Annotated in this window: 16 protein-coding genes; all 16 read left to right on the top strand. The window is 33.0% G+C overall.

The window, feature by feature from the left end; genetic code table 11:
- Positions 1-80 precede the first annotated feature (80 nt).
- The 16 genes from MQX03_RS12350 (at position 81) to MQX03_RS12425 (ending at position 14,321) form a co-directional block, all read left to right on the top strand.
- Positions 81-992 (top strand): glycosyltransferase family A protein, encoded by a 912-nt coding sequence (locus MQX03_RS12350; RefSeq protein ID WP_242803446.1) that lies wholly within the window; start codon positions 81-83, stop codon positions 990-992.
- A gap of 178 nt (positions 993-1,170) precedes the next feature.
- Entirely contained in the window at positions 1,171-2,013 is an 843-nt protein-coding gene (locus tag MQX03_RS12355) for an ABC transporter permease (protein ID WP_242803448.1), read from the top strand.
- Between the two features lies 1 nt (position 2,014).
- A complete protein-coding gene (locus MQX03_RS12360; RefSeq protein ID WP_242803450.1) occupies positions 2,015-3,205 on the top strand; it encodes an ABC transporter ATP-binding protein in 1,191 nt (396 codons plus the stop codon).
- A 5-nt stretch (positions 3,206-3,210) separates the two neighbouring features.
- Entirely contained in the window at positions 3,211-4,293 is a 1,083-nt protein-coding gene (locus tag MQX03_RS12365; protein ID WP_242803452.1) for a DegT/DnrJ/EryC1/StrS family aminotransferase, read from the top strand.
- 4 nt (positions 4,294-4,297) lie between these two features.
- A complete protein-coding gene (locus MQX03_RS12370) occupies positions 4,298-4,996 on the top strand; it encodes a WbqC family protein (protein WP_242803454.1) in 699 nt (232 codons plus the stop codon).
- Positions 4,993-5,616 (top strand): class I SAM-dependent methyltransferase, encoded by a 624-nt coding sequence (locus tag MQX03_RS12375; RefSeq protein ID WP_242803455.1) that lies wholly within the window; start codon positions 4,993-4,995, stop codon positions 5,614-5,616. Before MQX03_RS12370 ends, MQX03_RS12375 begins: the two co-directional genes overlap by 4 nt.
- 4 nt (positions 5,617-5,620) lie before the next feature.
- Positions 5,621-6,274 (top strand): acetyltransferase, encoded by a 654-nt coding sequence (locus tag MQX03_RS12380; RefSeq protein WP_242803456.1) that lies wholly within the window; start codon positions 5,621-5,623, stop codon positions 6,272-6,274.
- A 1-nt stretch (position 6,275) separates the two neighbouring features.
- The gene (locus MQX03_RS12385) at positions 6,276-7,208 is read left to right on the top strand and encodes a glycoside hydrolase family protein (RefSeq protein WP_242803457.1); all 933 of its coding nucleotides are present in this window, start codon (positions 6,276-6,278) and stop codon (positions 7,206-7,208) included.
- Positions 7,180-8,106 carry a glycosyltransferase gene (locus MQX03_RS12390; protein WP_242803592.1) on the top strand — a complete coding sequence of 309 codons (927 nt, stop codon included), beginning with the start codon at positions 7,180-7,182 and terminating at the stop codon, positions 8,104-8,106. Before MQX03_RS12385 ends, MQX03_RS12390 begins: the two co-directional genes overlap by 29 nt.
- 29 nt (positions 8,107-8,135) lie before the next feature.
- A complete protein-coding gene (locus tag MQX03_RS12395; protein ID WP_242803458.1) occupies positions 8,136-9,299 on the top strand; it encodes a glycosyltransferase in 1,164 nt (387 codons plus the stop codon).
- Positions 9,299-10,120 (top strand): glycosyltransferase, encoded by an 822-nt coding sequence (locus MQX03_RS12400; RefSeq protein WP_242803459.1) that lies wholly within the window; start codon positions 9,299-9,301, stop codon positions 10,118-10,120. Before MQX03_RS12395 ends, MQX03_RS12400 begins: the two co-directional genes overlap by 1 nt.
- Positions 10,120-11,034: a glycosyltransferase family 2 protein gene (locus tag MQX03_RS12405; RefSeq protein ID WP_242803460.1), complete on the top strand. Its 915-nt coding sequence runs from the start codon at positions 10,120-10,122 to the stop codon at positions 11,032-11,034. The genes MQX03_RS12400 and MQX03_RS12405 overlap by 1 nt, the downstream gene beginning before the upstream one ends.
- A gap of 17 nt (positions 11,035-11,051) precedes the next feature.
- Positions 11,052-11,846, top strand: coding sequence for a glycosyltransferase family 2 protein (locus tag MQX03_RS12410; protein WP_242803461.1), 795 nt, complete (start codon positions 11,052-11,054; stop codon positions 11,844-11,846).
- Positions 11,847-11,850: 4 nt separating this feature from the next.
- Positions 11,851-12,717, top strand: coding sequence for a glycosyltransferase (locus tag MQX03_RS12415; RefSeq protein WP_242803462.1), 867 nt, complete (start codon positions 11,851-11,853; stop codon positions 12,715-12,717).
- On the top strand, positions 12,714-13,397 hold the full coding sequence (locus MQX03_RS12420) for an NAD-dependent epimerase/dehydratase family protein (RefSeq protein ID WP_242803463.1): 684 nt from the start codon (positions 12,714-12,716) through the stop codon (positions 13,395-13,397). The genes MQX03_RS12415 and MQX03_RS12420 overlap by 4 nt, the downstream gene beginning before the upstream one ends.
- 3 nt (positions 13,398-13,400) lie before the next feature.
- The gene (locus tag MQX03_RS12425; protein WP_242803464.1) at positions 13,401-14,321 is read left to right on the top strand and encodes a glycosyltransferase family 2 protein; all 921 of its coding nucleotides are present in this window, start codon (positions 13,401-13,403) and stop codon (positions 14,319-14,321) included.
- Positions 14,322-14,348 lie beyond the last annotated feature (27 nt).

Consider the following 14,348-nt stretch of genomic DNA (forward strand, 5'->3'; position numbering starts at 1 on the left):
ACCTATCAGCAAAGATTATTTAAAAAACCTACCTTCGAATCTGTAATTAAATTCAGATTGTTCATATTAAAATTATTGTGATGTCTCAAAACACTCGAAAAAAACTAGCCATTGTAATTCCTTACTACAAAATTGATTTCTTTGAAGAAACCATTAAGTCAGTAGCAGCACAGAGCAACAGAGATTTCGCCCTTTACATCGGGAATGATAAGAGCCAGAACGACCCGCTTCCTATTATCGGCAAATATCTTCAAGAAGAAGATTATCATTATTTCAACTATACCGATAATCTGGGTGGTGAAAATCCCGCATTACAGTGGGAAAGAATTCTGAATGAAATCAATGAAGAATGGTTTCAGGTATTGGGTGATGACGATATCATTGCAGATAATTTTGTTCAGGAATTTTACAACAGTCTTCCTTTTCTTGAAGAAAAACAGATAAACTCCATCAAATTTGTTCACGAGTGGATTGACGAAAACAATGAAACTTTAGAAGTATGTGATTACCATACCGACATTCTGGATTCTATAGATTTCGTAGTGAGAAAGTATCGCGGCGAAATAAAAAGCAGTCTCTCTGAAAATATATTTAAGACCAAAATGTATCGCCAATACGGTTTCGAGAAAATACCATTAGCTTGGGGGTGTGATGAGATTGCGATCCTTACTTTTGCAGATTACAAAAAAATATTTTATAACCGCAACACAAAAGTAGGAGTCAGAATATCGGCTCAAAGTATCTCCGGAAATGAAGAACTAGATGGCAAGAAAGAGTACGCCAAAAACATTTTCCGTGAAAAACTGCTTATCAGGCATTCTGCTCACTTCCCGAAGGTTTTTGTCAAGCATCTGATCAGAGAATACCTTGCATACTGTAAAGAATTCAAAACAAAGGCAAATAATCAGGTTGTTTTTTCAACATTTACAAAAATGGGAATCTTCCGCTCCATGAAATTTCTTTTCACCATCTTTTCTATCAATAAGGCCTGAAAGTAAAATTCAGGCAATCCATTTATATTCTCTAATCGATTAAAACCTATTAACAAAGTTCCTCTCTACTTTATTTTTTAATATATTTGCTGCATAAAACACAACAAAAGGCATGAGCACTACAATTGCCTTGCCATATGATTATCAATAATTTATTTTAAATTTGTAAAAAATTCCCTTGAAAACCGTAGTATACACATCTGATAAGAAAACCCATTTTTTCCAAGAGCTGAAAGCCATATATCATGACACCAAGTCATCTAATTTTTTGGCTTACCAAATGGCTAAACGAGATTTACAATCTCAATACCGACAATCATTTTTAGGATTTTTTTGGGCATTTATGCCAATCATCACCAATTCTTTGGTGTGGATATTTCTAAGCAGCTCAGGAACGGTAAACGTCAATGCTGATCAAAGTATTCCGTACATTGCCTTCGTAGTGATAGGAACAACACTTTGGAGTATTTTTAATGAAACGCTTTTCATCCCCATTACATCTGTAAACGGTGCGAGAAGTTTGCTTTCAAAAATCAATTTCCCCAAAGAAGCACTTATCATGTCTGGCATTTACAAAATGATCTTCAATCTTATCCTGAAGCTTATTTTGATAGCCGGAATCCTTGTGATTTATGGCATTAATCCCGGAATAGGAATTCTTTACTTTCCCATAATTTTAGTAGTAATTATTGTATTCTCATTAAGCTTAGGCTTACTGTTTACACCAATCGGACTTATTTATACGGACATTAATAAGATTGTCTCTGCTGCCGTTTCATTTATGATGTACATTACACCTGTCGTTTATGCAGTACCTAAGCAAGGGCTTTTTAAAAAACTTTTTGAACTTAACCCTCTCACTTTTCTTTTTAATGATGCAAGAAGCAGTCTAACCAATATGAATCTTGAAAATATTACTTTTTCAGTGGTATTGGCAGGCCTTAGTTTTATCGTGATGCTCGTGGGAATGGTTATTTTCAGAAAATCAATGCCCATAATAATTGAAAAAATCGGAGGATAAGATGAAGAACGAAGAAAAAGAAATTTTAGTGTCGGTACAGAATGTTTCCAAGAAGTTTTCAATGGACTTGAGATCGTCGTTAAAATATGGAGCACTAGATATCATTAAAAGTACTTTAGGTATAAAAATTAATAAAGATTTAAGACCAAAAGAGTTTTGGGCGGTAAAAGATATAAGTTTTAAGCTTCGAAGAGGCGAATGCATAGGATTAATTGGCCATAACGGCGCCGGTAAAAGTACTTTGCTTAAAATATTAAACGGTCTTTATGCTCCTGATAAGGGTCAGATCGTTATGAAAGGAAAGATAGGTGCTCTTATTGAATTGGGAGCAGGTTTCAACCCTATTCTTACAGGAAGAGAAAATATTTACAACAATGCTTCTATTTTAGGTTTTACTAGGAAAGAAATTGAGGACAAATTAGATTCTATTGTGGAGTTTTCAGAGATTGGGGAATTCATAGATATGCCCATACAAAATTACTCTTCCGGTATGAAAGTGAGGCTTGGTTTTGCGATTGCAGCACATCTTGAACCCGATATATTGATTATTGATGAGGTTCTTGCAGTTGGTGATTTGGGATTTGTACTGAAATGCTTTAACAAAATAGATGAGCTTTTACCTAATACTGCAGTTATATTTGTATCGCACAGTATGCCAATGGTTTCAAGAATTTGTAATGAAATCATTTTGATGGATCATGGAAAGGTAGAATATTACGGAAATGAAATTGGTAAGGGTGTTCAATTATACTATAACAAGTTTTCAAACAATACAGAAAACACTGTTTTTGATGATGGAACATTTGAGCTAGTTTCAAAGGAAAGTAATCTGATAAATAATACAGTGCATCGAAATAGTGATTTCCAGTTAACCTTTGTATTCAAAATAAAAAAGGAAATAAAAACCATACCTACTCTTTATTTAGAGATTAAAGACAAGGAGCAAAGACCTATAGCAGGAGTTTATGTAAAGGAAGAAAAGAAGTTCACTACAGAAAAAAGCCTCCTAACATACATTGTAACAATCAAGAATCCATTATTTACTTTAGGTAAATATATTGCAGACCTTAGTATCTATGATGTTTCACCACTCCTTCGAATCAACAACATTTTAGAATTTGTTGTAAAAGGTGAAGAAGAACAATGGATTCCAATTGAATTGGAGTCTGAAAGTACAACAATTTTAAACTAAATCGAATGATTCCTGTAACACAACCCTTTCTTCCTCCCAAAGAAGAATACGAAAAATACTTAGATGGTATTTGGACAAGGAAATGGCTTACCAACATGGGGCCATTAGCAAGTCAACTTGAGATGGAACTAAAAGACCATCTGAAAGTTTCCCATTTACTTTTTGTATCAAATGGAACTGTTGCTTTGCAAATGGCCATCAAAGCTCTCGATTTAAAAGGAGAAATTATCACCACTCCATTTTCTTTCGTGGCTACAACCAGCTGTATTGTCTGGGAAAATTGTAAACCCATATTTGTAGATATTGATAAAAATTCTTTAAATATTGATGCTGCAAAAATTGAAGCAGCGATTACCGAAAAAACCTCAGCAATTTTAGCCACACACGTATACGGAAATCCTTGTGATGTAGAAACAATTGAAAAAATTGCAAAAAAGCATAATCTTAAAGTAATTTATGATGCTGCCCATGCTTTTGGAGTAGAAGTTAAAGGAAAATCAATTTTTGAATATGGGGACATTTCTACTTGTTCATTACATGCAACCAAGCTCTACCATTCTACAGAAGGTGGCTTGCTTATTACTAAGAATCCTGAATTACTAAAAAAATTAGCATATATACGGAACTTCGGAATTTCAAGTTATGATACTTTTGCTGAGTTGGGATTGAATGGTAAGAATTCAGAATTTCATGCTGCAATGGGGCTGGCAAACTTAAAATACATTGATAAAATTCATAAAAAAAGAAAAGAGCTTTCTGAACTATATGATAAGAGGCTTTCAACTCTCCGTGCTCTCAATCCTGTTTGGAGCACCATTTCAAATAAAAACTATGCATACTACACAATTGTAGTTGAAACAGAGGAATTACTTTTAAAACTAAAAACAGAACTAGACAAGCATCAAATATTTACCAGAAGATATTTTTATCCTAGTTTGGCCTCTTCTCTACCATACCTTCCTACGCAAGAGATGCCAATAACCGAAGACATTTCCAAAAGAGTATTATGTTTGCCACTCTATTTTGATTTGACATTTGAAGAAGTAGAGTATATTTCGAGGATAATTCTTAGAATTCAAAATAATTAGTAATATGAAAATCGCAATAATGCAACCCTATATATTCCCCTATATTGGCTATTTTCAACTAATAAAAGAAGTAGATTTATTTGTGGTTTTTGATGATGTAAACTTTATAAAAAAAGGCTGGATAAACAGAAATAATTTCCTTTCAAACGGAAACTTGCAGAGGTTTACTATACCACTAAAAAACGTGAGCCAAAACAAACTTATTTGTGAGACCTATATTGATGAAGAAAGTGGATGGAAAGAAAGTCTTCTTAAGACAATACTACATAACTATAAAAATGCTCCTTTTTACGAATCGATTTTTTCCCTTTTGCAAAAGATTTTAATCGACACCACGTCCAATATTGCTACATTTAATTACCACTCTATTATTGAAATATCTAAATATTTAAAACTTGATACTGAATTTATTCTGTCATCTGAGATCGAAAAAGATTTATCAAAGAAAGGCAGTGACAAGATTTTAGACATTTGCAAAAGATTAGGTGCTAAAGAATATATTAACGCAATTGGTGGTGTTGAACTATATTCAAAAGATCTTTTCACTGAAGAGAATATTGATTTGAAATTTTTAAAACCTCATTCTGTTCAGTATAAACAGTTCGAAAATGATTTTGTACCTTGGTTATCTATTATCGATATTCTGATGTTTAACTCGATAGAAGATTCCGTCAAATTATTAAATGAATATACATTAATATGAAAAAAAACTATAAAGAAATTGTTGACCACTACGAACAATGTCTCATCGCACATGGTGACAATCATTTAGGAGTTGACTGGCCTAATGAAGATGATGCTCTGAAAAGATATAAGATAATGCTGGAAATTGTTAAGGATAAAAAAGTTTCTAGCACACTTTTAGATTTCGGATGTGGCACAGGACATTTATTACAATATATTATTGATAATCAAATCGAAAACTTAAATTACTCTGGTCTTGACATTTCTCCTCTCTTCGTAGAAACTGCCAGCTCAAAATTTCCCGAAGCGACTTTCTATCAAACAGACATCCTTGAAGACAATAGTGCCCTTCCATCTTTCGACTATATTATTCTTAACGGCGTTTTCACAGAAAAAAGAGAACTTTCTCAAGATGAAATGTGGGACTATTTTTGCCTAATGATCAGCAAAGTGTTCGATAAATGCAATACAGGAATTGCATTTAACGTAATGTCGAAAAATGTAGATTGGGAACGTGATGATTTATTCCATTTATCTTTAGATACATTAACAAAATTTCTATGTGAAAAATTATCCAGAAATTTTATAATTAGAAATGATTATGGACTATACGAGTATACTGTTTATCTATTAAAATAATGATATGGCGAAAATTATAATATTTGGAATACAAGATTTTGCAGAACTTGCACATTATTATTTAGAAAAAGATTCAGATCATGAAGTTGTAGCATTCTGTGTAAACAAAGAATACATTCCTTCTGAAAACAATTTTAGAGGATTGCCAGTTGTTTCATTTGAAGATGTTGAAAAAAACTTTCCTCCCGCTGATTATCAGTTTTTTGCACCTATGTCACCGCAGAAAATGAACCGACTACGAGAAAAAATTTATAATGATGTAAAAAGTAAAGGTTATAAATTGATCTCTTACATCAGTTCTAAAGCTACTTTATTTGATAATGAGATCGGTGACAACTGTTTTATCTTAGAAAATAATACAATACAGCCATTTACCAAGATTGGCAATAATGTTATTCTTTGGAGCGGTAATCATATCGGACATCACAGTACTATTGAAGATCATGTTATGTTTACTTCTCAGGTTGTTTTATCAGGTCATTGCACCGTTAAAAGCTATAGTACTTTAGGAGTAAATGCCACCATAAGAGATGGAATTATTATTGGTGAAGGAACATTTGTTGCCATGGCGGCAAGTGTTATCAAAAACACAGATGAATGGGGCTTCTATAAAGGAAACCCTGCGACTAAAGCCGAGAAATCATCTAAAGATTTATAATATGTGGATTAAAAAAGGGCTTCTATTTGAGGTTAAAAATCATATCACTGATCAAATTAAAAGTCACGGAGCAATTCCTTTTGCATTGCATCTTGAAGAAGATTATTTCAGAGTTTATTTCAGTTCAAGAAACGAATATGGAAAATCATTGCCATACTATATCGATTGTATTGTGAAAGACGGTATCATTGAATTAAAGGGAAGGGTCATCGGTCCGATATTAGAACTCGGCAGTTTAGGGACTTTTGATGATTCCGGGATAATGCCGTCATCACTTATAAGAAAAGATGATAAAATTTTCATGTATTATATTGGATGGAATCCACAAATAACCGTTTCATATAGACTGTCCATAGGCTTAGCTGTCAGCAATGACAACGGAGAGACATTTCAACGAATCTCAGATGGCCCCATATGTGACAGAAGCAAAGAAGAACCATATTTTAACACTGCTCCATACGTAATTATTGATAATAATGTTTGGAAAATGTGGTATATATCCTGCACTGGATGGGAGATTATAAACGATTACCCTGAGCCATCATATCATGTAAAGTATGCCGATTCTCAAGACGGAATTACTTGGGACAGAAGAGGAATAATCTGTTTGGATTATGATGATATCGCAAAAGCTATCGGAAGACCCTGTGTTTATAAGGTGGATGATAAGTTTGAAATGTTTTTTTCATATCGTGATACAAACGATTACAGACAGATAAAAGGTAAAGGATACAAAATAGGATTTGCAAATTCTGATGAAGGACTCGTATGGACCAAACAGTATGAACACACTGGTATTTGTCTATCTAATGATGGATGGGACAGTAATATGATGGAGTATTGCCATGTTTTTGAGCACAAGGGGATTCAATATATGATTTACAACGGAAATGATTTTGGAAAAGATGGATTTGGATATGCAATTAGAGGATGAGAGTCTTGTCGTAGCTGTCTATATGATTACTTATAATCAAGATAAGTATATTGAAAAGGCTATTGAGTCTGTAATTAATCAGAAAACAAATTTCAAATTTAAATTATTTGTTGGGGAAGATTGCTCTACAGACAATACGAGAGAAATCTGTCTTAAATTGGCTGAAAAATATCCTGAAAAAATTCATCTTGTTATAATGCAGCGCAATATTGGTGCTTCATTAAATGCCAAAAACATTTTTCACCTTTGTTTTAACTCATTTGCAAAATATATTGCGCTTATCGAAGGTGATGATTATTGGACAGATCCTCTGAAACTTCAAAGGCAAGTTGATTTTTTAGAACAAAATGAAGATTATAGCATTTGTTTTCATAATGTTGATGAGGTAGATGAACATGGAGAAAAATTAGATGAGAGACTTGTTATTTCTGATCATATTGAAAAGACTTACTCCATTGAAGATTTAGCGGAAGGAAATTTCATTCATACAGCATCCGTCCTTTTTAGAAGAAATTTTAATGAGTTGCCTTCTTGGTTTTTCACTTCTCCCGCAGGAGATTACCCTTTACATATTATGAATGCGTCGTATGGTCTTATAAAATATTTTCCAGAAAAAATGGCAGCATATAGAATTGGACAAGGGGTTTGGAGCTCTCAAACAAGACAGGTACAATTTGTCAATACCATTTTTGTTATCAAACTGATGATAGCAAACCTCAAGTTAAGTAATCAAGTAATAAAGAACTTCGACAACCAAATTTCTAGACTGCTTTTACATATAAAAGATATAGTATCTCCATTAGATATTCCATCAAAAAGTCCCGAAAACGCTGCTTATAACCTTTCATTTAAAAAGCTAATCATTATCTTGTTAAAAAAAATAAGATATTCTTTTTAATTAGATTACTAAAGACTATAAATTTGAAAATGAATGTGAAAAAAATACTTTTCGTATTACACGAGGCTACAAGATCTGGCGCACCTATTCTTCTTCTTGAAGTGTTAAAAGATATTCAGAGTAAGCAAAAGTATGAAGTAGATTTACTAATTCTATTGAATGGTACAATGGCTAAAGATTTTATTGATGTTGTGCCTACAACTGTAAATATTAAATATTTTCACCCCCGAAAAAATCTAATAGAAAAAATAACAAGCCGCTTTTTTGTACAAACCCAAACCCTTACTCAAGAAGACTTGTACAATACCGCCGTTGAAAAATTATCTGCGAAAAAATACGATTGTGTTTTTGGTATGACAGTCGCTACGTTGAATATTTTAGAAAAATTCAAAGCCAGAGGTTTAAAAACAATTTTGTACACCCATGAACTTCAGTTTGCATTAGAAAGTTTTTATGAAGCTTCTGAATTGTCTGACAAAATTTTATCTGTGGATAATATCTTAGCAGGCTCTCAATCGGTAAAGGATTTTCTAATTCAAAATTATAAAATCTCTACAAGTAAAATCAATGTAGCATACTCGTTTATATCTAAAGATAACGAAATAAAAACTAAAGCATCAGAATTAAGACAACAGTACAATATTCCTGACGAAACATTCATTTTAGGAACCTTAAGTACTCAAGAATTAAGAAAAGGCAGCGAAATAATACCCCTAATAGCAAAAAAAATAAAGCAAAAATCTGCACACATTAAATTTAAGATTTTTAACATTGGGGGGAACAATCAAAACCCTTTTGTCAGATTTGCAAAAATAGATGCTCAAAAATTAAAGGTGGACGAGGATATTATTTTTATTGAAAATACGAAAATCCCGAATGACTATATGAACATGTTCGACTGCTTCTTACTTCCTTCAAGAGAAGATCCTTTTCCCCTAGTAATGCATTTAGCTGCAGAGTTTAACAAACCAATTATTGGCTTTAAACGCTCTGGTGGTGCAGAAGAATTTTTGAATGGTACTAACTTGCTTGCAGATTATTTAGATATTGATCAATTTGCAGATATAATAATAAAAACCCACGAAGATAAAATATTCCGTGAAAAATCGTTATTAAAAATTAAAGAAAATGTTCATAAATTTTCAAAAGAAAATTCTATGGCAGTAATCTATAAAGTAATCGACAATATATAATGATTTCCATTATTGTCTCATCATATCAGCCCCACTATTATACTGCACTTGAACAAAACATTGCAGCCACCTGCGGCGTGGAATATGAGCTGATCAAAATAGATAATCTCGGTTTGATGGGGCTCTGCCAAGCTTACAATAAAGGAGCAGAGAAAGCAAAATATGAATATCTATTGTTTTTGCATGAAGATGTGAATCTACTTACAGTAAATTGGGGAAAATTAATTATCTCACAACTTTCTGAATCTGACACAGGCCTGATAGGTGTTGCCGGAGGAACTTACGTTCCTGCAGTACCATATGGCTGGTTTACTACTCTTAAAAATGCAAGAATCAACATTCTTCAACATAAAAAAGACGGAACCAAAACGTTAGAAAAAACTTTTGATGCATCAAAAGAAAAAGTAATTCCTGTAGATGGTGTTTTTTTAGGTATGAGGAAATCAATATTCAATAAATTTAAATTTGATGAAAATCTTAAAGGATACCATGGCTACGACACAGAAATAAGCCTTCGTGTCTCAACACAATATCAAAACTATGTGACATCAGAAATTCTTTTAGAACATTATTCTAAAGGAAACCCTGACCAAAAATGGCTAGAAAGCAACATTTACATTAGAAAGAAGCTTGGTAGTAGTTTTAATGTTAAAATAAATAGAGATTTAGAATATCAGATGTACGAAAGATTCGTTCGTGATTATTTCAAATCCTATCCTAAAAATTTTTTAACGGTCATTAAAGTTTTAAAGTTTTTTCCATTTTTTAAAATAGGCCGCAGAAAATATTTACCACTTCTTAAATTTACTATTTCACAATAATGAATCGTCTCGCCATTGTCATCCCCTACTACAAAATAGATTTCTTTGAAGAAACACTACAATCTGTTGCTGCACAAAGTAACACAGATTTTGTGCTGTATATTGGCAATGATGCAAGCCCCGACAATCCGTTACCTCTTATCGAAAAATATTTGAGTGATTTTTCTTATTTATATTTTGATTACAATGATAATTTAGGTGGGAAAAACCTTGCTTTGCAGTGGGAAAGAATCTTAGCTCATGTAAAGGAAGACTGGTTTCAGATTTTAGGTGATGATGATATTATTTCTGAAAACTTCGTAGCTGAATTTTACAAAAATCTACCCAAAGTACAATCTGAAAACATCTCTGCCATTAAGTTTTCACACGAAATTGTAGATGAAAATAAAACCATTTTACATACCATTACAACTGACGAAACTATAATTCCTGCACCAGAATTATTTAAAAGAAAATATAAAGGTTTAATGCCAAGCAGCTTGTCTGAAAACATTTTTGCACTTTCGGCTTATAAAAAACATCATTTTCTAAAAATACCTTTTGCATGGGGAGCGGATGATTATGCTATTTTAAATTTTTCAGGATTAGATAGAGTCTTTTACATATCAGATGCAAAAGTTACGGTAAGGATATCAACATCAAGCATATCGGGTGACTTATCTTTACAAAGTAAAAAAGATTTAGGTTACCATATTATGCGTGAAACAGTTCTGAATAAGTATTCACAATATTTTGACAAAAGCTTCCTGATCAGAATGCTGAATGACCACCTTAGGTTCTGTGAGAAAAATCTGGTAAAACCTCATCTCAGACTTTTCAGCATCCTTCTGAAAAGAGGTTATCCGAAAAGATTTTTGGATATGACCAAAGTTGTTTGGTCGATCAACAAAAAAATAAAACATTCCAAAGGATGATTACAAAACGTAGACTCATGCTGCATTTAGATACGCTTTATCTCAAATTTCTGATGAAGTTTGATGGTACAGTACGTCACCAGATGCAGGATCACAAAAGTATTCCGGTTATCATCATCAATTTTAATCAGCTCTTCTATCTAAGACAACTTATTGATTTTCTGATTAAAAGAGAATTTAAAAACATCATCATTATCGATAACGCATCTACCTATCAACCGCTGTTAGATTATTATACAGAAATTCAGGACGCTGTAACCGTTGAAAAACTGAATACTAACTTTGGGCATGATGTGTTTTTTAAAAACAAAGACCTCCAGCGTAAATACGGAAAAGGATTTTATTTTCTTACCGACTCAGATATTGTTCCCAATGAGAATTTGCCGAAAGATTTCGAGACTATTATGCTCAATTATCTGTTTAAATATTATAAGAAAATCAATAAGATAGGATTTGCGATCGATACTCAGGATATTCCTGGTTATTATCCGTTAAAGGAAAAAGTGCAGGCTTGGGAAAAACGTTTTTGGGAGGACGAACTTGAAAAAAACATTTATTTTGCATTCATAGATACTACTTTCGCACTGTATAAACCCAAATATCCTAAAACTATTTTTAATTTATTTAAATTTATGACGGCAATCAGGATAGCGGGAGATTTCACTTGTAATCATGGCGGCTGGTATCTCAATCCCAATGCACTTACAGAAGAAAATCTTTTTTATATAAAAACGGCCAATCAATCTTCTTCATGGAAAATTGATGAAAAAGGCAATCACACATCTGAAGAATATGATCACTTGCTAAAATAACAGTATGCTCTCAATCATTATCTCATCATATCAACCCCACTACTACAATCAGTTGGTAAAAAACATCACCGAGACTATTGGTGATGGCTTTTTGTATGAGATCATCAAGATATGGAATCCTAATCTGATGAGCATCACAAAAGCTTATAATGATGGAGCAGAAAAATCGCAGTATGACCACCTTTTATTTTTGCATGAAGATTTAATTTTTCATACTCAAAACTGGGGGAATGTTTTAGCACAACATCTTTCTGACGATAAAACAGGAATCATCGGTGTGGCAGGATCATCGTATGTACCTCATGCACCGAGCAGCTGGACAGTATCTGAAAAATATAATTTCTTCCATCTTTTGCAGGGCAACAAAAACAATAATGAATATATAAGTCAGTTTAAAACTCCACAAAAAAGAAATCCTGTCTTTGCAGTCGACGGAGTTTTTTTGGCCATTAAAAAAGAAAATTATATCCCATTTAAATTTAATCAAAATCTCATAGGTTTTCATGGGTATGATTTAGATTTCAGTTTGAGAGTCTCAGAGAAATTTCAAAATTTTGTCGTTGATGATATTCTTATTCAACACTTCTCAAAAGGAAATCAAGATAAAAATTGGCTCAATGCTACCATTAAAGTAAGAGAAAACCTGAATATCAAATTTAATCAGACAATAAATTCTGAAACAGAAAGGAATGTGTTTGATGGGTTTTTGTATCGATATTTTAAATTTTATCCGATTAATTTAAAGAATATTTTATTTTCACTTCAATTTTATCCTTTCAAACATCTTAAATTTGCACAACACTTATTTTTGATGAAAAAATATTATCAATTGATAAGGTATTCAAAAGACATTAATAAAAAACACAGATGATCATAGGAAACGGACTTATCGCCAAAGCCCTCAAAAGCATCGATTCGGAAGACATTTTGTTTTTCGCATCGGGTGTTTCTAATTCTTTGGAAATAAGAGATTTTGAATTTGAAAGAGAGCTTAATCTCTTAAAAAATACTATTGCAAACCATCCCGAGAAAACCTTTGTCTATTTCTCCACTTGCAGTATCTATGATTCTTCCAAAAACAACAGTCATTATGTTCTGCACAAGCTTAAAATGGAACAGATCATCGCAGATTCATGTGATCAATATTATATTTTAAGGGTTAGTAATGCCGTGGGAAAAGGTGGAAACCCAAACCTTCTTGTGAACTATCTTGTCCGGGCTATAGAAAGTGAAACAAAAATTACGGTTCACGCTAAAGCAACAAGAAATCTGATCGACGTGAGTGACGTGAGTACCATTACCAAAGAGATTGTAGAGAATTTCAGTCCCAATCAGATCATCAATTTGGCTTATCTTCAGAATTTCTCTATCATAGAGATAACAGAGACCATTTCTGATGTTTTACAGATTGAACCTATTGTACATTTACAGAATGAAGGCTCTGGCTACGAGATAGAAGTATCTAAAATTGAGAGTTATTTTAAAAGAAACAATCTCAACGATAAAGAGGAGTACCTGAGAAATTTAATTTCAAAATATTACCAAAAATAAGATATGCCGAAAGCCACTGTCATTATCGTCACTTACAATGCCATGAAATGGGCTGAAAGATGTTTCAACAGTTTGAGACAGTCTTCTGTTCCGCTTGATTGTATAGTGATTGACAATGGCTCTACAGACGGCAGTCAGGGATTTATTAAAAACAGGTTCCCCGAAGTTGAGTTTATACAATCACCTAAAAACTTAGGTTTCGGGAAAGCAAACAATATCGGGATTGAAAAAGCTTATAAAAACGGAGCCGATTTTTTTTACCTGATGAATCAGGATGCATGGTTGTACGAAAATAGTATTCAGAAACTTTTAGAGGTATTTGAAAGCCATTCAAAACAAGAAGAAATTGGCATTCTGAGCCCGATGCATATTGACGGAAGCGAAAAACTGCTTGATATTTTTCTCGACAAATATATCGCCACTAATTTTGAGAAGACCCGGTTGATCTCTGATCTTTATTTTCAAAATATGAAGCCATTTTATGAACTCAGCTTCATTAATGCAGCACATTGGCTTTTGCCAAGAAATACCGTAGAAACCATTGGCGGATTCAACCCTTACTTTTTCCACTACGGTGAAGATGTAGAGTATGCCAACCGAGTACATTTCCATAAGAAAAAAATATTGCTGGTGCCTGAAAGTAAGGTCGTACATGATGGTAAACAAATATTAAGCAAAGTAGATTATGTAAAATATCCAGATCTTGGTGTAGAAACCAAAATGATGAACCCCAACCTTCCAAATGCCATACTTCTTGAGAAAAAATCTCTGCGACAAAGCATGCTTAAAAATATGTTTACGGGAAACCGGGGCAGATACAGAATACTTCAGGAAAAATACCGTAAGATTGTGAAAGATGAAAAAACACTGACCGAATTGCGAAATCAAGTAAAAGAAGTTGGATTAACCTTTCTGAATGTGTAAATTTGAAACTTCAGGACTAAAGAAAAA

This window comes from Chryseobacterium aahli (assembly GCF_022699665.1).
Classification (GTDB): domain Bacteria; phylum Bacteroidota; class Bacteroidia; order Flavobacteriales; family Weeksellaceae; genus Chryseobacterium; species Chryseobacterium aahli.